Origin of the sequence: Mycolicibacterium stellerae (assembly GCF_003719305.1) — a bacterium.
Lineage (GTDB): Bacteria > Actinomycetota > Actinomycetes > Mycobacteriales > Mycobacteriaceae > Mycobacterium > Mycobacterium stellerae.
Window position 1 is genome coordinate 57,996 of record NZ_RARC01000022.1, and the last position, 17,839, is coordinate 75,834.

Below are 17,839 nucleotides of genomic sequence, written 5' to 3' on the forward strand. Positions count from 1 at the left end.
GCATTTGGCTAATATTCTCGCGTGCTCGAACACTGGCCGATGACCGGCCGGGATTCAGAGATCGGCGAGGTCAGCCACTTGATCGCCGACGATGCCGCGCGCGGCGTTGCACTGTCGGGCAAGCCCGGCGTCGGCAAGTCGCGGTTGGCGCGCGAAACGCTGCGGGCGGCGGCAGATGCCGGATGGGACGTCCGCAGCGTGGCTGCCACCGCCACGAGCCGAGCAATCCCGCTGGGAGCGTTCGCGCAATGGACCGACGATGTGCACGGCGAGCCCTTCGTATTGGTACGCAGGGTCGTCGAGGCCCTGACGGCCGGAACACGGCCCGAACGGCTGGTTGTCTTCGTCGATGACGGTCACCTGCTCGACGATTTGTCGGCGCTGGTCGTGCACCAGATCGTGCACTCGCGGGCCGCGGCCCTCATCGTCACAATCCGCACGGGCGAGTCGGCCCCGGCCGCGGTGACGGCGTTGTGGAAGGACGGCCTGCTGAGCAGACGCGAGGTCGAGCCGCTGTCCCGTGACCAGATCGATGACTTGTTGGCGGCAGCGTTCGGAGGGCCGCCGGATCCGCAGTCCGGGGAAAGGCTGTGGCGCCTCACGTGTGGAAACGTGCTGTTCCTGCGTCAGCTCGTCGAGCAGGAGTACAGGGCCGGTCGGCTGATCGTTGAGGATGGCCTGCTGGGCTGGCATGGCAGCGGACCACTCTCGGGTTCGTTGGCTGAGCTGGTGGACACCCAGATCGGGGCTGTTCCCGGTGATGTGCGCGATGTGGTCGATCTCGTCGCCGTCGCTGAACCGCTCGATTGGCATTGCTTGAGGCTGCTTGCCGACCCGACTGCGATCGAAGCGGCCGAACAGCGCGAACTCATTCGGACGGTGGAGGACGAAGTCTTCATCGGTCACCCGATGTACGCGGAGGTCCGCGTGAACCGCTGTGGTCCTTCGCGACTGCGGCGGCTCCGCGGTCAGATCGCCACCGCGATGAAGGAGGGCGGTAGTCCCGCAGCTGTCATGAAGCGGGGGATGCTGTGGCTGGAGTCCGATCTTCCGCCCGACCCGGATGTGCTGTTCGCCGCAGCGACGGCGGCCAGCTCGCTGCTGGACTTCGTAACGGCCGAGCGGCTTTACACCGCTGCGGCCGCAACCGGCGTCGGCGCGCAGGCGCGAATACCTCTCGCCTACACGCTCTTCATGATGCAGAAAGGAGAACTCGCCCTCGAAGTCCTCGATGGCATGGAGAACGACGCGACGCAGACTGCATTCGTCAACGACGCGGTGATGCGTGCTGTCAATCTTCTGTGGGCGAAGCGTTCACCGGAGCAGTCGTGGCGTGCCATCGACGAGGCGCTGGTCGGCGCTTCGGGTGTACGTCGGCAGCAGCTGCTGGTGTTCCGCGCGAACCAACTCGCGCTGGCCGCACGGCCCGTCGAAGTCCTGGAAACGCTGGTCGACGTCGACTATGGAGACCTCGACTACTACGGGGCGACAATGGGTCTCAGCGCCGAGGCCATGGCCTACGGCGAGCTCGGGCAAACCGATCGCGCCGTGGTGAAGGCGATCGAGTCCGGCCGCTCGCTCACCCGCAGCGACCAGGGCGAGTACCTCCGCCAGCCGTTGGCCGAGTTCCACACGTTCGCCCTCGCGGCGGCGGGACGAATCAAAGAAGCGATGTATGTCGCTGAACGGCATCTCCGGGATCATCGGGAGCCGATGCCCGTACAAGTGCTGGCATCGGAAATCCTCGGCATGGCGAAGTTGGCCGCAGGCGACCTCGGCGCCGCGCTGCGTCTGCTTCCGCTTGGATTGGATACCGATATCGTCGGCGACGAGGTGGCCAACAGCTTCCACGTGGCGAACAGCTTTCACCGGTTCCATCTGCTGCGCGCCCAGGCATTGGCCCGGTCCGGCGATGTCGATGCCGCCCGCGATGCGCTGGAAAGGGCTCGCACGCTACGGCATCCAGCTTACGTCTTCGTCACGTCCACCGAGATGCTGGCCGAGGCGTGGTTGGCCGCGTGCTGCGGGCGGCTCACGGAGGCACGCCGGGTGGCGCGGGATGCCGCCGAGTTCGCCAGAGAGCACGACCAATTCGCCCGTGAGGTGTGGTGCCTACAGACCGCGGTGCAATTCGACGACGTCGAAGCCGGCGGGCGACTTGCCGAGTTGGCCGCACTCGTCGAAGGTCCGCGTGCCGTGGTCGCGGCACGTCACGCGGCGGCGCTGAGTACCGACGACGCCGTCGAACTCGACGCGGTGTCAGCCGAATTCGAGACGATCGGCGATCTTCTCGCCGCGGCGGACACTGCAGGGCAGGCTGCGACGTCGCACCGTCGGGCAGGCCGTGCGGGCAGCGCGATGACTGCCGCCGCGCGGGTACGACGCCTGGCGCACATGTGTGGCGGAGCGACGAGCCCGGCGATCGAAGCCGCCGCCTTCGTCCCGCCGTTCACCAACCGGGAGCGCGAGATTGCGGTGCTGGTCGCCCGGGGGCTGTCGAATCGCGAGATCGCCGAAGCGGTGTCGCTGTCCGTGCGGACCGTCGAAAGCCACATCTATCGGGCAAGTACCAAGGCCGGAGTCGCCGGACGTTCCGCGCTGGCCGATCTGATGCGGAACTCGGACAACTAGGCGATGCCGAAGTCCTTGATCTTTCGGTAGATCGTGGCGCGAGACATCCCGAGGGCCTCTGCGGCGTCGGCCTTGCTGCCGTCGTTCTCCGAGAGGCTGCGGACGATGGCATCGCGCTCCATGGCTTCGAGACGGGTGAGCTTGCGTCGGGTCAGCGAGTGGCACTCGGCGGGAAGCTTTTCAACGCCGATGATCCCTGAACGCTGTCGGGAAACGGTTTCCGCCAAGATGTTTCGCAGCTGCGCAACATTTCCGGGCCACGGCAACTTGCTCAGCTGACGCATCGCTTCGCGGTCCATCCGCACCTCGTCGCGCGTCAACTCGTTGAGCAACATGGGGACGAGCTCTTCCAGATCCTCGATCCTGTGCCGCAAGGCGGGGACCGTCACGGTATGGGTGAAGAAGGGAAGGACGAGCATGTCCACCAACGGTGAGCTTCTCTCGGTGCTCGTAGTCGCCGCTATCCAGCCGCGGCCGGCCCGAGTCTGTAACACCGCCGCCAGCGGCTCGAGCGCGTCGTCGGCGAGCTCATCGACGTTGGCGACGATGACGGCGAAGTCGGCGGAGTCCGTCTCTGCTTCGAACTCTGCGACGAAGTCGTCTGCAGTTTCAAACGATTCGGCACGCAATATCCGGATGGTGCGCTCCGGGGTGACGAATTGTGCGACGGCCTGGCCAAGCCGCGTCCTTCCCGACCCGCGTTCGCCTTCGATCACCACCCATTCGCGGTCGCGGTAGCAGCGTTCCACTTGCTGGGAGCTGCGCCGAAATGAGCTGCTCCGGCCGGCCAGCCGTGGGATGGGCTGACGCCCGCGGGCCGGAGCGCTTTCGGTGATGTGCAACGACACATGGAACACCACGCTGTCACTGCGGACACCGACGGCAATACGTTGCGCGGCCGATATCTTCACCGACGCACCGCTGGGCAAGCTGGCTACCGTCGTCGTGGTGAATGAGGTGCGCGTCATCTCTGCGGCGTGATCCAGCAATGCCGTCTGGTCGGCGGCATTGAGGGCCTGCCGGAGATAGGGATTCATCAGGACCACGTCGCCACCGATCGCGAGCACCCCGGCGGGGTAGCGACGGCTCTGCTTGAGGTAGGCGTCGAGCAGTGCGGTTTCAGTCTCGTTGTTCATCGCGCGCATACGGTCTTCGATTTGACTGCCTGCGCTCTTGGCGAGGACGAAGAGCAGCGGATCGGCCTGCTTGGCCCAGCACGTCAGGTCGATTACGCCGACAACTCGCCGGGTGACCGGTTCCCGGATGGGTGAGCCGGCGCACGCGAGCCTGCCAAGGGTTCCGACGTAGTGCTCGCTGCCCTGGATGAACACTGGCTGACCGGTCTCAAGAGCGGTACCGATGCCGTTCGTGCCCGCGAACTCCTCCGCGTAGCTGTAGCCCCGAGCGAGGCGGACGTTGTCGAGCGTCCGCGAGATTTTGGAATCGGCCGCGATCCGGTCGAGGACCACACCGTCGGCAGAGGTGAGCACAACGCTCACCGCCTGCGCGGACAGGTCCTCGGCGATCCGGCGCAGAACCGGTGCGGCGGCGTGGGTGAGGGGCGTGTCGGTGTCCGGCTCACGCACAAAGGGCAGCTCGACGCGGTCCGGATGGACCTGCAGGTCGCGGGATCGGCGCCACGAATTCAGAACGCCAGGTGCGACCGCATCGGCCCTCAGGGCGCCTGCCGTCAAGAATTGCTCTCTGGCGCGACGGGCCCCGACGGCTGTGTCGGCATCTTTGACCATGGTGGCTGTACCTCGGTCCATAAAGGCTGCAACCCGCAGCATAAGCATGTGTGCCGACCGCGCCGTCTCAATTTGAGAATCCCGGCCGCCTCATACAGACGTTCGTTCGAACTCTACTGCGGTGTGACGCTCGTCTCAGACTGAGACGCCTGTGCGCCACGCCACACGGTTACATCGGTCACGCATCGTCCCCGAGCCCGGCGGATGAGTGGCCCATCAATTCAGGAGGCTCACCTTGAGCAGACAAAGCCTGACCAAGGCGCACGCGAAGATCAGCGAACTGACCTGGGAACCGACGTTTGCCACCCCGGCAACCCGGTTCGGCACCGACTACACCTTCGAAAAGGCACCCAAGAAGGACCCGCTGAAGCAGATCATGCGGTCCTACTTCCCGATGGAGGAAGAGAAGGACAACCGCGTCTACGGAGCCATGGACGGCGCGATCCGCGGCAACATGTTCCGCCAGGTGCAGCAGCGCTGGCTCGAATGGCAAAAGCTGTTCCTATCGATCATCCCGTTCCCCGAAATCTCGGCGGCCAGGGCAATGCCGATGGCCATCGACGCGGTCCCCAACCCCGAGATCCACAACGGGCTCGCCGTTCAGATGATCGACGAGGTTCGTCACTCGACGATTCAGATGAACCTCAAGAAGCTGTACATGAACAACTACATCGACCCGGCCGGCTTCGACATGACGGAGAAGGCCTTCGCGAACAACTACGCGGGCACCATCGGCCGTCAGTTCGGCGAGGGGTTCATCACCGGCGATGCCATCACCGCAGCGAACATCTATCTGACCGTAGTCGCCGAAACCGCGTTCACCAACACTCTTTTCGTGGCCATGCCCGATGAGGCCGCGGCTAACGGCGACTACCTGCTGCCAACTGTTTTCCACTCGGTGCAGTCCGACGAGTCTCGCCATATCTCCAACGGGTACTCGATCTTGCTGATGGCACTGGCCGACGAACGGAACCGGCCGCTGCTGGAACGTGATCTGCGGTACGCGTGGTGGAACAACCACTGCGTAGTCGATGCCGCGATCGGCACCTTCATCGAGTACGGCACCAAGGACCGCCGCAAAGACCGCGAGAGCTACGCCGAAATGTGGCGGCGGTGGATTTACGACGACTACTACCGCAGTTACCTTCTGCCGCTGGAGAAGTACGGCCTCACCATCCCGCACGACCTGGTCGAGGAAGCGTGGAAGCGCATCACCGAGAAGGGCTACGTGCACGAAGTCGCCCGCTTCTTTGCCACCGGCTGGCCTGTCAACTACTGGCGCATCGACACCATGACCGATACCGACTTCGAATGGTTCGAAAACAAGTACCCGGGCTGGTACTCCAAGTACGGCAAGTGGTGGGAGGAATACAACCGCTTGGCATACCCGGGCCGCAACAAGCCCATCGCCTTCGAAGAGGTCGGGTATCAGTACCCGCACCGCTGCTGGACGTGCATGGTGCCCGCACTGATCCGTGAGGACATGGTTGTCGACAAGGTCGACGGGCAGTGGCGGACCTACTGCTCCGAGACTTGCCACTGGACCGACGCGGTCGCCTTCCGCGGCGAGTACGAGGGCCGGCAGACCCCGAACATGGGCCGTCTCACCGGTTTTCGCGAATGGGAAACGCTGCATCACGGCAAGGACCTCGCCGACATCGTCAGCGACCTCGGTTATGTCCGCGACGACGGCAAGACACTCGTCGGGCAGCCGCACCTTGACCTGGATCCGTCGAAGATGTGGACTCTCGCCGACGTCCGCGGCAACACGTTCAACAGCCCGAATGTGCTGCTGAACCAGATGAGCGACGAGGAGCGCGACGCGCACGTCGCCGCGTATCGCGCCGGCGGCGTCCCCGTCTAAGTACCGGCGGCGGGCGGCATTAGCGCAACCGCGGTGTCGCCCGCCGTTTTCCACCTCACCTCAGCTTGCAGCCAGGAGGCTCCGCCATGGCGGAATCGCACAAGATCAACTTCGAGCCCGTCGACATCGAGATGGAGGTCGGCGAGGACGAGAACATCCTCGACGCCGCGTTCCGGCAGGGGATCCACCTCATGCACGGCTGCCGCGAAGGTCGGTGCTCGGCGTGCAAGTCCTACGTCCTCGACGGCGACATCCAGATGGAGAACTACTCCACCTTCGCCTGCAACGACTCCGAAGTCGACGAGGGCTTCGTGCTCCTGTGCCGCTCGCATGCGTTCAGCGACTGCACCATTGAACTGCTGAACTTCGACGAGGACGAACTACTCGGTGGAATCCCGATCCAAGACGTCAGAACCGAAGTGCTGGCGGTCGAACCCAAGACCCGAGACATCGTGTCGCTGCGGCTGAAGCCGATCGAGCCCGGCAAGTTCGACTTCAAACCCGGCCAGTACGCCGACCTTCACATCCCCGGCACTGGCGAACACCGGTCGTTCTCGATGGCCACCACCCAGTCGTCCACCGATCAGGTCGAGTTCCTGATCAAGAAGTATCCGGGCGGCAAGTTCTCCTCGCTGTTGGACGGCGCTATCCAGGTGGGTGACGAACTCGCACTCACCGGCCCTTATGGATCCTTCACGTTGAAGGAGGGGCACGTCCTTCCGGTCGTGTGCATCGGTGGCGGTGCAGGCATGGCTCCGATCCTCTCGCTGCTGCGGCACATGAACGAAACCGAGAACACCCGGCCGGCGCGGTTCTACTACGGGGCGCGCACCGCGGCGGACCTGTTCTATCTCGACGAGATCCTGGAACTGGGAAGGGGATTGACCGGTTTCCAGTTCATCGCCTGCCTGTCCGAGTCCGCCGACGGCACGGTCTCCGCCGACGTCACGGTGGAGGAGGGCATGGTCACCGACGTCGTCGCGCGCCACGAAGCCGCCATCGCCAAGACCGAGGTGTACCTGTGCGGCCCGCCGCCGATGGTCGACGCCGCGCTGGTCTTCCTCGACGCCAACTCCGTGCCAAAGGACCAAGTTTTCTACGACAGCTTCACCAGCCCCCTGTTCGACTGAAAGGAATCAACGATGTCCACTGCCGAGAAATCCACGGAACGCAGTTTCCCGAAGATCGAATTCACCGACTCCGAGGCCGGCGCCCGCGAGTTCCCGAGCTCCAAGAGTCGCAAATACTCGTACTTCAAGCCGGCCAAACTGCGCGCGACGATGTATGAGGACGTCACCGTCGACGTGCAACCCGACCCCGAACGGCACCTGAGCCAGGGCTGGGTCTACGGCTTCGGCGACGGTCCCGGCGGCTACCCGCAGGACTGGACGGCCGCCAAGTCGTCGGACTGGCACGCCTTCCTCGACCCCAACGAGGAATGGAACCAGACCATCTACCGCAACAACTCCGCCGTCGTGCGGCAGGTGGAGCTGTGCTTGCAGAACGCCAAGCGCGCCAACGTCTACAACGGCTGGAACTCGGCGTGGCTGACCTTCATCGAGCGCAACGTGGGTGCGTGGATGCACGCCGAGAACGGCCTGGCTTTGCACGTCTTCACCTCCATCCAGCGCTCCGGCCCGACCAACATGATCAACACCGCGGTGGCGGTCAACGCGGCACACAAGATGCGCTTCGCGCAGGACCTCGCGCTGTTCAACCTGGATCTGGCCGAGGCAACGCAAGCCTTCGACGGCAGTGCCCACAAAGCGGTGTGGCAGGACGCACCGGAGTGGCAGCCGACCCGCAAGGTTGTCGAAGAACTGACGGCCGTGGGGGATTGGTGCCAACTGCTGTTCGCCACCAACATCGTCTTCGAGCAACTGGTGGGGTCGCTGTTCCGCAGTGAACTGGTGATGCAGATCGCCGCCCGCAACGGCGACTACATCACCCCGACCATCGTGGGCACCGGCGAGCATGACTACGACCGCGACCTCAACTACACCCGCAACCTCTTCCGGCTGCTGACCCGTGATGCCGAATTCGGCGAGGCGAACAAGGCGCTGTTCACCGAATGGCTCGGCATCTGGGTGCCGCGCTGCCTGGACGCTGCGCGCGCACTACAGCCGATCTGGTCCACGCCTGCCGACAAGGCGGTCACCTTCGCGTCCAGCCTGGACGCAGCGGTCGCGAAATTCACTGCCCTGCTTGAAGACATCGATCTCGACATCCCGAAGGAGTTGACCAAATGACAATGCAGTTCGGATCGGCAACCGAGTTCTCCAACATGTGCGGGGTGACCCTGATGAATACGCCCATCGGTCGCGTCGTCGCCGAAGTGATGGGCGCCAAGGAGGGCGTCGAGCTCACCGAGTACCCGTCGATGATCCGCGTCGACGGCGTGCGCCTGCTGAGCTTCGACTACGACGAACTCTCCGAAGCCCTCGGCGAGGAGTTCGACGGCTCGATCTTCGAGGAGATCAGCTCCACCCATTACGGGCGCATGGTGCACCTCGACGACAAGACGATGTTGTTCGCCAGCCCCGAGGACGCCGCCGAGTACATCGGCTTCGACCTAACTGCGAAGTAATCCGTCACCGAAACAGCCCAACCAGCAAGGATTTTGCGATGTATGAAAAAGATGGCCAGAAGTACTTCATCGTCGACGGACACGTTCACCTGTGGGACGGCCGCGCCTCGAACTTGAAGAACGTGCACGGCAAGCAGTTCATCGACTGCTTCTACGACTACCACCGCAACCTCAGCCCAGAAGAGGCGCTGTGGGACTACGACACCTACACCTACTACGGCGGCGACAGGCTGATGAAGGACCTGTTCGTCGAAGGCTACGTCGATCACGCGATCTTTCAGGCCACGCTGCTCAGCGACTTCTACGTAACCGGCTTCGGGCAGACCGAGGAAGCGTTCGCGCTCACCCGGCAGCATCCCGACAAGCTGACCTACAACCACGCCTACGACCCACGCTACGGCGAAGCCGGCCTGGAGCAGCTGCGCCGCGATGCCGACCGGATGAAGCTCCAGGGGGTCAAGCTCTACACCGCCGAGTGGCACGGCGACTCGCGGGGCTACAAGCTCGACGAAGCCTGGTCGCGGCGCTACCTCGAAGAGGCCATCGAGCTGGGTATCAAGAACATTCATGTCCACAAGGGCCCGACGATCAGGCCGCTGGACCGCGACGCGTTCGACGTCGCCGACATCGACAAGGTGGCCACCGACTACCTGGAGTTGAACTTCGTCGTCGAGCACGTTGGTCTGCCCCGGCTCGAGGACTTCTGCTGGATCGCCACCCAGGAGTCCAACGTCTACGGCGGATTGGCCGTTGCCATCCCGTTCATCCACACCCGGCCAAGGTATTTCGCGCAGATCATCGGCGAGCTGCTGTACTGGATCGGCGAGGATAAGATCCTGTTCTCCAGCGACTACGCCCTGTGGACGCCGAAATGGCTCATCGAGAAGTTCGTCGACTTCCAGATCCCCGAGGACATGCAGGGCGAGTACGCCCCGATCACCGTCGAGCAGAAGCGCAAGATCCTCGGTCTCAACGCCGCCTCGCTTTACGACATCGACGTACCGGCCGAACTGAAGCTGCCCACACCCGGACAGGACACCGTCGAGGTGGCGGCCGGCGCCAAGGAGAGCGTGACGATATGAGCACCGCCGTGCTCTCCGCCGAAGCGGAGATCCTGGACGCCTTGGCGACGGTGACCGACCCCGAACTCGACGAACCCATCACCGATCTCGGGTTCGTGCGTTCGGTGTTCATCGACGATGACGGAGTCACCGTGCACCTGCGGCTCCCGACGGCGTTCTGCTCACCGAACTTCGCCTATCTGATGGCGTCCGACGCTCTTGACGCCCTGCGGGAGCTGGACGAGATCGGGCGGGTGCGGGTCGTGCTCGATGACCATCACGACAGTGACAAGATCAACTCCGGTCTTGCCGCTGACGCGGGTTACCTGGGCACGTTCGGCGTCGAGGCGCAGGAAAGCCTCGATGAATTGCGGGATGTGTTCCGGCGCAAAGCCCATGCCGCGGCGATGGAGCGTGCGATCGCTTCGCTACTGCGCCACAAGCCGATGGATGTCGAGCAGATCGGGCACCTGCTACTGCGCGACCTGCCCGAGGACAGGGCGAAGGTGGCCCTGCTGCGCCGCCGGTACGCGCTCGGTTTGAGCAACTGCCCCAACAGCAGAGTGCTGGTCGACGACGAGGGCAAGCCCGTTGCGCCCGAAGCTGTTCCGCTGCGATTGCGGTTCGCCAAGTCGGTGCGAATCTCGATGGAAGGCAATTCGCACTTCTGCCGGGGACTGCTTGCCACTCGCTACGCGGACCACGAACCCGCAGGCGGCGTGCCCGTCGTGACCAACACCAAGTCCACAAGGAGCAGAAAATGAAAGCGGTGCAGGTGGTCGGCTACCACCAGAATCTCGAGATGGCCGACGTCGACAAGCCGACGCCGACAGGGCCGTTCGACGTCGTCGTGAAGATCGGCGGCGCGGGTGTGTGCCGGACCGACCTGCACATCCTGGAGGGTCAGTGGGCCGAGAAGTCACAGGTGCAGCTGCCCTACACGATCGGCCACGAGAACGCCGGCTGGGTCGAGGCCGTCGGATCGGCGGTCTCCAACGTCTCAGAGGGCGACAAGGTCATCGTGCACCCGCTGATCACCTGCGGGCTGTGTCGCGCGTGCCGCTCGGGCGACGACGTGCACTGCGAGGCCAACGCGTTTCCGGGTATCGACACCAACGGCGGGTACGCGGAGCACCTCAAGACCTCTGCGCGCAGTGTGGTCAAGATCGACGATGCACTGGAGCCGTCGGACGTCGCTGCGCTGGCCGATGCCGGCTTGACGGCGTATCACGCAGCCGCCAAGGCGGCAAAGCGGCTGACCCCGCGCGACCGTGCGGTCGTCATCGGCGCGGGCGGATTGGGGCACATCGGGATTCAGGTGCTCAAGGCGCTGTCTCCCGCTGAACTCATTGTGGTGGACCGTAATCCGGAAGCGTTGAAGCTTGCAGATGCGATCGGCGCCGATCACGGCGTCATCGCGGACGGCACCCAGGTCGATCAGGTGCTGGAGCTCACCGGCGGAAGCGGCGCCCAGACCGTGGTCGACTTCGTCGGCGAAGATGGGGCTACCATCGAGGGCATCGCGATGTTGCGGCGCGCGGGAGATTATCACGTCGTCGGCTACGGGGAGAACATCAACGTCCCGACGATCGACGTGATCTCCACCGAGATCAACTTCATCGGCAACCTGGTCGGCTCCTACAACGATCTATGCGATCTGATGGCGCTCGCCGCCAGGGGTGCAGTGAACCTGCATACGCAGAAATACGCGCTGGACGACTTCCAGTCCGCCATCACCGATCTCGACAACGGCAACGTCCGCGGGCGCGCGATCCTCGTTCCGTGAACTCACCTAGACAGCTCGCCTGAAAGGAACAACGGCCATGGCCAAGGAATTGCGGTTCAACGCAGATGCCCGCTCCCGACTCGAACAGGGTGTGAACGCACTCGCCGACGCCGTGAAGGTGACGCTCGGCCCGAAGGGTCGCAACGCCATCCTGGAGAAATTGACGGGCCCCCCGACAATCACCAACGACGGCGTGACGATTGCCAGGGAGATCCAGCTTCGGGATCCGTTCGCCAACATGGGCGCTCAGCTCGTCAAGGAAGTGGCGATGAAGACCAATGGAGTCGTCGGTGACGGCACTACCACGGCAACCGTGTTGGCCCAGGCGATGGTTCGCGAAGGGCTGCGAGCCGTGGAGGGCGGCGCCAATCCGATGCGTCTGCGCCGCGGCATCGAGCGCACGGTACCGGTGGTCGTCGAGTCACTGCGCAGTCACAGCGTCGAGGTCAGCGGTAGCAGCGATCTGCGACGGATCGCCGCCCTCGCCGCCAGCGACGACGAGACCATCGGTGGCGTTATCGCCGCCGCGGTCGAACACGTCGGCAAATCGGGCGTAGTCACCACCGAGGAAAGCGACACCCTCGGCATGGCGGTGGACGTTGTCGACGGCATCGAGTTCGACCATGGCTACATCTCGGGGTACATGGTCACCGACCACGAACGCATGGAAGCTGTGCTGGACAATCCACTGATCCTGTTGACCAACAAGAAGATCAGCCAGGTTCAGGACATCATGCCCACCCTTGAGGTGGCTAAGCGCGCCGACCGCCCGCTCGTCGTGATCGCCGAGGACGTCGACGGACCCGCGCTGCAACTCCTTGTCGGCGGCAACATGCACAAGACAATGCAGTCCGTCGTGGTGCGGGCGCCCGGCTTCGGGCACCGAAGGGTGGCAGAGCTCGAAGACCTGGCCGTCGCGCTCAGCGGGCACGTCATCGCCAAGGACACCGGCATCGAACTCTCCGAGATCACCCGCGAACACCTCGGATCCTGCGACCGGCTTACCGCCACGGAGAACGACACCACAATCGTCGGCCCTCACGGGCAGCAGAATCTCGTCGATGCCCGGGTGGCGCAACTGGAGGCTCAGCGCGAGCGGGCCAAGCTCGACGCCGACCAGGACATGCTTGATCTGCGGATCGCGCGGCTCACCGGCCGCGTCGCTGTCATCCGTGTCGGCGGCGCCACCAGCGTCGAACTCAAGGAACGCATGTTGCGGGTGGAGGACGCACTCGCGGCGACGCGAGCGGCGCTGGAGGCCGGCATCGTCTCCGGCGGCGGCACCGCGCTCGCCCAGGCACACCGGGCGCTGGACACCCTCGAGCTCGTCGGTGACGAGGCCATCGGCCGCGACGTGATCCGCCGCGCCTTGGCCGAGCCGCTGCGTTGGATCGCGATCAACGCCGGGTTCGAAGGAGACGATGTCGTCGACGTCGTCGCCGACCTTCCCCTTGGGCATGGCTTCAACGCGCTCACCGGCGAATACGGCGACATGTTCGATGAAGGGATCATCGATCCGTTCAAGGTGACCCGTGCCGCGCTGGAGAGCGCAGCGTCGATCGCAGCCCTACTCATCACGACCGAAACCGCGGTAGTGGAGGAATTGATCGGACAACCCGGCGCGATCATGGCACCCGGATTCGGCGACCTCGCAGAGGGCATGATTCGGCCTTCGAACATCTACTGATCCCGCGCGGCGGCAATCTGACCGGCCCGCGTTACGCCGCTCCAGCGGCGTGGCCGTCATCCGACCCGGCACGTGCGCAGGTCGATAGAACCGTCACAAGGATGGCGTGGTCTCCATCGCGGGCCAGCTATCTGATCGGGCTCTTCTCGGCGGGGGGCACGCGTCACCCGCGACTGTGATGGGCAACTGTTGCACGCCTTCATCGAAAACGAGCTGATCGGCGCCTGGCCCTGCCGCATCAACACCGACCAACTCGGCCGCCTCAGCGGCGCGACGACAAAACCACATCGGTTACGCCACGGCCGCTACCCCCGGAATCGTTGCGTGCACAACGAAAGCCCACGCCGGCAGCCGCATCATGGTCGCTTGACAGAACATCGAACTCGGCCCACGCCGCCGCGGCAAGATCGACCGGCCGTCATCAGGACAGCCACCTACGCGTGCTGCACGACGAAGAAAAGATCGAGATACCCCCATGGCGAAACCTCAAACCTATCACCCGATTCCACGTCACTGACGCAGAAGCCAATCCCGCAACCGACAAGGATCTCCCGACGGCAATCCGTCAAGAGTGTCCTTGGTTCATACATTGACACACAGAAGGTGGCTGTGACGAAGGCGATTTGCTAACACTCCGACCCTGTGTGATAAAGCGCTGCGTGGCCTGCCTGCTGGGGTTGCTCGTTGGCGGCCTAGCAGAGCCGCAGAGGTGGTGACGAAATACCTCGTTTCGTCTCCGGCGTCGGGTGGCGTCGGGGAGCCGATGTGTCGGCGGGTGGGGTTAGCCCAAGAAATTCGGGCTCAGTCCAGCGACGTCTAGCCTGCAATCGACGCGGAGAAGTTTGACGGAGCTTCTGCGCGCACGAGCAACGACCCACCACCTGAGATGGCGCGCTACCGAAGAAGTACAGCCGGTGCTGCATGGTGGTGCGAACGTGCGGATGGTGCGCGCCGTAGGCGTCTCATCTGTGTTCGACAAGCCGGCAATGAGGGCGCAAGCGGCGCAACGTGTTCGGCAGCATCGGCCGTCGTGGTCCGACTACGGGGAACCGCCTGTCGAAGCTGAATGGCGCTTGCCGGACGTCGCTCCGTCAATGCCATGTCGTCTCCGCGTCCGAATATCGTTTCGCCGGCGGCCTGATGTGCTTTGGAAGGCTCTGTGTCGCTCGTGGTCAGGTTGGAGTTGATGCTGTGGCGATCCACGGACCGCAAACTCGAAACCGTGGTCCTCTAGGTAAAAGAACACCGCCGCCGCTTGGCGACGGCGGGGCTGGCGTGGCTCGGCCAGCACGGCCCCAATGACGAGAATGGATGCGTTCGCAGTGGAGAGTTGCGAGAGGCGCGGTGGTGTTGGCCAATGTTAGCTGGCATCTATGCACTAGACTTAGCTGAAGATCAGTAGGTTTAGCTTCTGAACTGTGGTTATGTAACTTATGGTGAGTTGCTCTAACGATAAGTATTACGGTGAAACGCGATTGCTTGCTATATGCGGTGGTTCCGTGCAGGATGGGGCCAAGGCCGTGTGGATTGTGATCCACGTCGCACGCTTTTAATAACTGCCCTTAGACAGCCAGGGGTGGGGACACCGGTTTCAACTGACTGTGCTAAGACGGGATGTGTTTCTTGCTCGACACGGATTTCTCCGAGGTAAGCGATCGCATAATCGCGGCTTGCAGCTTCGTCAAAGTCGACTCAGAGGCGGTTTTGCCGCATCTGCGGTGGGAGCTGGAGTCGGTGATGTCGCGGGTGCGGCCGGAGGACCTGTCAGCCGCCGAGGTCGCCGCTCTTCTCGCCATTTTGATACCCGCTCATTCCCGGGTCATCGGCGGACCAGCCGGGCGGCCACGCTTGCGCGTTGTTGGGCGCCGCAGCGAGGACCCGACGCCTCAACTCGCTTAACAGCGAATCGATAGACACCCCGGTTAGGTCACCGGTCAGCGTCGTAAGTTCCACCACGCCCAGCTCGCTGCTGGAGAGATAGCCCGCCGCCACCAGCGCTTCGACCGGTGATCGACCGTAGACCCTGGCAAATCCGACTACGGCTTCGGCGCGGGGGGTGTGGGTTCCGCGTTGCCAGCGCGAGATGCTGGACTGATCGATGCCCGTTGCGGCGGCGATGTCCTTCTGGGCGGCATTTCCCGTCACCGTCACGACATAGCGCCACCATGGCGCTGATGTCGGCTGTTGCTTCACGTTGACCAGAGTATGGCATGCCGTCACCGAAAACGGTGATGAGGCCTCCAGTGAGCTGAATCTCAGTCCCACGAAACCGGTCAAACGAACCCGGGACGGCCCAATTCTCCGATGGCCGATCGGAGACGCAACTCCTCCAGCAAACTCTGCTCTTGCATGCACACACGCATACTGCTATGGTCGCATGCATACGCAGTGGACTGGATATAGAAGGGGGCGACGGCGACTTCGTCGCTACAGCCACAGGCGTCAATGACGGATCACGTCACAATGTGCGGTTTGGCTCTGAGAGCCTGAATAGGAAACTTTGAAATGAAGAATTACGTCTACCCGTGCGCAACGGGAATAGCAATCGCCGGAGCCGGCGTGGCGTTGGCGCTTGGCGCCGGCACAGCACAGGCCGCGCCGGTACTTTCGCCGTCACTGTCACCAGTGACGTGTGTGGTGCCGACTTCCGGATGTCTCCCTAGTGGACTCGTCGGGGCCAGCTCGCTTGTCCTTTCCCCGAATACCCCAACACCCAACTCGCTGTCTGCGGGACTCATCGGCGGCGGGTTGGACCAGCCGCTCTACGGGCTCATCGAAATCGCGGGTCAGATCCCGATCGTCAATATCTTTATCGCCAACGGCACCAACGGCGCGGCAGGCACGGGTGCCAACGGTGGCAACGCCGGGCTGCTGATCGGCTACGGCGGCCAGGGCGGGTCGGGTGCCGAGGGGCAGGCCGGCGGTACTGGGGGTAACGGTGGCTTGTTCTTCGGTAACGGCGGCACCGGCGGTACCGGCGGAACCGGCGCAGCGGGCGGCGACGGCGGCAACGCCGGCTTCTTCGCGCTGTTCAGCAATGGCGGTGACGGCGGCGAAGGCGGATACGGCGGCGGCGCGGGCGGTAACGGCGGCAACGCCGGGAAGTTCGGGCTGTTCGGCCACGGCGGCAACGGCGGCCTCGGCGGCGACGGGACCACAGGCACCGACGCTGTGGACACCACGGTCGCCCGGTCAAGCGCAAGCGACGTCACAACCCTGGCAGCCCTGGCGGCAGTAGCCCCAGCAGCCGACGGCGCCGACGGTGCCGACGGAACCACGGTGGGCACCGACGGTGCCGACGGGACGAACACGGTTCCCAGTGGTGCAGTGGGGACCGAAGGCGCAGCTGGCGGTGCAGGAACCGTCACCGGTGGTAACGGCCTCCCCGGTGGTGAGGGCAACGGCGGCGGTGCCGGCGGTGCCGGCGGCGCAGTGGCAGGCACAGCGCCTATCGCGACCGGAGGTGACGGCGCAGCAGGTGGCGACGGAACCGCGGGTGCCAACGGCGGCGCAGGCGGCGCAGGCGGCGCATCGAGCACGACGGGCGTCGGCGGAGTAGCCATCGGCGGCAGCGGAGCTAATGGCGGCGCAGGCGGAACCGGTACCGGTACCGGTGGCGCAGGCGGCGCAGGCGGTGCTGCGACCAGTACCAGCGGTGTTGGTATAGGCGGCGACGGCGGAGACGGCGGAAGCGGCGGAATCGGCGCGGCAGGCGAGGCTGGCGGTGCCGGCGAGGCCGGCGAGGCTGGCGGCGCGGGAGCCAACGGCACCGTAGTGGGCACCAGTGGCACCAACGGCGGCGCCGCAGGCGCTGGCGGTAACGGTGGCACCGGCGGACTCTTCGGTCGCGGCGGCAATGCCGGTAGCGGCGGAACCGGCGGAACCGGTGGAACCGGCGGCGAAGGCCAGGCCGGCGGCGCAGGCGGAACCGGCGGTGACGGAGCCACAGGCGGCAACGGTGGCGACGGCGATGACGGCGGCAACGGCGGGGTCGGCGGCGCAGGCGGCGCAGGCGTTGGTGCCGGAGGCACCGGTGTCGGCGGGACCGGCGGCGCAGGCGGTTCGGGCGCCACAGGCGGCCCGGGCGGCGCTGCGGGCGCAGGCGGCGCAGCAGGCGCAGGCGGCGCAGGCGGAACCGGTGCTGCGGGCGGAACCGGCGGAACCGGCGGAACCGGCGGAGCAGCCGGCACAGCTGGCGGCGGCGGAATATTCGGTCGGACTGGCTCGTCTGGCACGACCGGCAGTAGCGGCACCACCGGTGCCACAGGCGCTACCGGTGCCACAGGTGCTACCGGTGCCTCAGGCACCGCAGGCGCTGACGGCACCGCGGGTGCCAACGGAGCAGGCGGGACCGCAGGCGCAGACGGCGCCGACGGCGCCTCTTCCTAACACGCAGTAAGGCGGCGGCTTCACTGAGAAGCCACTGCTGAACGACATCGGGGGCGTCGGCTATGCCGGCGCCCCCGGTCTCATGT

13 protein-coding genes are annotated in these 17,839 nt (G+C 64.8%); 11 read left to right on the plus strand and 2 right to left on the minus strand.

Going from position 1 to position 17,839, the window contains the following annotated elements; all coding sequences use genetic code 11:
* Positions 1–21 precede the first annotated feature (21 nt).
* Complete coding sequence (locus D6M19_RS23295; RefSeq protein WP_123027635.1) at positions 22–2,631, plus strand: helix-turn-helix transcriptional regulator; 2,610 nt, start codon at positions 22–24, stop codon at positions 2,629–2,631.
* Here the strand turns inward: D6M19_RS23295 and D6M19_RS23300 are convergent.
* Positions 2,628–4,325 carry a sigma-54-dependent Fis family transcriptional regulator gene (locus D6M19_RS23300; protein ID WP_327389818.1) on the minus strand — a complete coding sequence of 566 codons (1,698 nt, stop codon included), beginning with the start codon at positions 4,323–4,325 and terminating at the stop codon, positions 2,628–2,630. The two genes, D6M19_RS23295 and D6M19_RS23300, sit on opposite strands and share 4 nt — an antisense overlap.
* A 289-nt stretch (positions 4,326–4,614) precedes the next feature.
* Here D6M19_RS23300 and D6M19_RS23305 point away from each other — a divergent pair, with 289 nt between their 5' ends.
* The 9 genes from D6M19_RS23305 to D6M19_RS35325 all read left to right on the plus strand — a co-directional run bounded on the left by D6M19_RS23305 (position 4,615) and on the right by D6M19_RS35325 (position 15,015).
* Entirely contained in the window at positions 4,615–6,243 is a 1,629-nt protein-coding gene (locus D6M19_RS23305; protein WP_123027679.1) for an aromatic/alkene/methane monooxygenase hydroxylase/oxygenase subunit alpha, read from the plus strand.
* Between the two features lie 86 nt (positions 6,244–6,329).
* Positions 6,330–7,373, plus strand: coding sequence for a 2Fe-2S iron-sulfur cluster-binding protein (locus tag D6M19_RS23310; protein ID WP_123027636.1), 1,044 nt, complete (start codon positions 6,330–6,332; stop codon positions 7,371–7,373).
* A gap of 12 nt (positions 7,374–7,385) precedes the next feature.
* On the plus strand, positions 7,386–8,492 hold the full coding sequence (locus D6M19_RS23315; RefSeq protein ID WP_123027637.1) for an aromatic/alkene monooxygenase hydroxylase subunit beta: 1,107 nt from the start codon (positions 7,386–7,388) through the stop codon (positions 8,490–8,492).
* The gene (mimD, locus tag D6M19_RS23320) at positions 8,489–8,830 is read left to right on the plus strand and encodes a propane 2-monooxygenase effector subunit MimD (protein WP_123027638.1); all 342 of its coding nucleotides are present in this window, start codon (positions 8,489–8,491) and stop codon (positions 8,828–8,830) included. The genes D6M19_RS23315 and mimD overlap by 4 nt, the downstream gene beginning before the upstream one ends.
* A 38-nt stretch (positions 8,831–8,868) precedes the next feature.
* The gene (locus D6M19_RS23325; protein ID WP_123027639.1) at positions 8,869–9,912 is read left to right on the plus strand and encodes an amidohydrolase family protein; all 1,044 of its coding nucleotides are present in this window, start codon (positions 8,869–8,871) and stop codon (positions 9,910–9,912) included.
* Positions 9,909–10,655 (plus strand): metal-sulfur cluster assembly factor, encoded by a 747-nt coding sequence (locus D6M19_RS23330; protein WP_123027640.1) that lies wholly within the window; start codon positions 9,909–9,911, stop codon positions 10,653–10,655. Before D6M19_RS23325 ends, D6M19_RS23330 begins: the two co-directional genes overlap by 4 nt.
* Positions 10,652–11,677: an NAD(P)-dependent alcohol dehydrogenase gene (locus D6M19_RS23335; RefSeq protein WP_123027641.1), complete on the plus strand. Its 1,026-nt coding sequence runs from the start codon at positions 10,652–10,654 to the stop codon at positions 11,675–11,677. The genes D6M19_RS23330 and D6M19_RS23335 overlap by 4 nt, the downstream gene beginning before the upstream one ends.
* A gap of 37 nt (positions 11,678–11,714) precedes the next feature.
* Positions 11,715–13,364: a chaperonin GroEL gene (gene groL, locus D6M19_RS23340; protein WP_123027642.1), complete on the plus strand. Its 1,650-nt coding sequence runs from the start codon at positions 11,715–11,717 to the stop codon at positions 13,362–13,364.
* Positions 13,365–14,850: 1,486 nt separating this feature from the next.
* On the plus strand, positions 14,851–15,015 hold the full coding sequence (locus D6M19_RS35325) for a 2Fe-2S iron-sulfur cluster-binding protein (RefSeq protein ID WP_123027643.1): 165 nt from the start codon (positions 14,851–14,853) through the stop codon (positions 15,013–15,015).
* Positions 15,016–15,128: 113 nt separating this feature from the next.
* On the opposite strand, the gene D6M19_RS23350 is transcribed toward D6M19_RS35325, so the two are convergent.
* Positions 15,129–15,557: a helix-turn-helix domain-containing protein gene (locus tag D6M19_RS23350; RefSeq protein ID WP_164478650.1), complete on the minus strand. Its 429-nt coding sequence runs from the start codon at positions 15,555–15,557 to the stop codon at positions 15,129–15,131.
* Positions 15,558–16,112: 555 nt separating this feature from the next.
* Here D6M19_RS23350 and D6M19_RS23355 point away from each other — a divergent pair.
* Positions 16,113–17,753 (plus strand): PGRS repeat-containing protein, encoded by a 1,641-nt coding sequence (locus D6M19_RS23355; RefSeq protein WP_123027645.1) that lies wholly within the window; start codon positions 16,113–16,115, stop codon positions 17,751–17,753.
* Positions 17,754–17,839 lie beyond the last annotated feature (86 nt).

Bases quoted from the DNA above. Each gene is read 5' to 3' on its own strand.
- groL (WP_123027642.1), top strand. From the start codon at position 11,715: ATGGCCAAGGAATTGCGGTTCAACGCAGATGCCCGCTCCCGACTCGAA.
- D6M19_RS23310 (WP_123027636.1), top strand. From the start codon at position 6,330: ATGGCGGAATCGCACAAGATCAACTTCGAGCCCGTCGACATCGAGATG.
- D6M19_RS35325 (WP_123027643.1), top strand. From the start codon at position 14,851: ATGCGGTGGTTCCGTGCAGGATGGGGCCAAGGCCGTGTGGATTGTGAT.
- D6M19_RS23330 (WP_123027640.1), top strand. From the start codon at position 9,909: ATGAGCACCGCCGTGCTCTCCGCCGAAGCGGAGATCCTGGACGCCTTG.
- mimD (WP_123027638.1), top strand. From the start codon at position 8,489: ATGACAATGCAGTTCGGATCGGCAACCGAGTTCTCCAACATGTGCGGG.
- D6M19_RS23315 (WP_123027637.1), top strand. From the start codon at position 7,386: ATGTCCACTGCCGAGAAATCCACGGAACGCAGTTTCCCGAAGATCGAA.
- D6M19_RS23325 (WP_123027639.1), top strand. From the start codon at position 8,869: ATGTATGAAAAAGATGGCCAGAAGTACTTCATCGTCGACGGACACGTT.
- D6M19_RS23335 (WP_123027641.1), top strand. From the start codon at position 10,652: ATGAAAGCGGTGCAGGTGGTCGGCTACCACCAGAATCTCGAGATGGCC.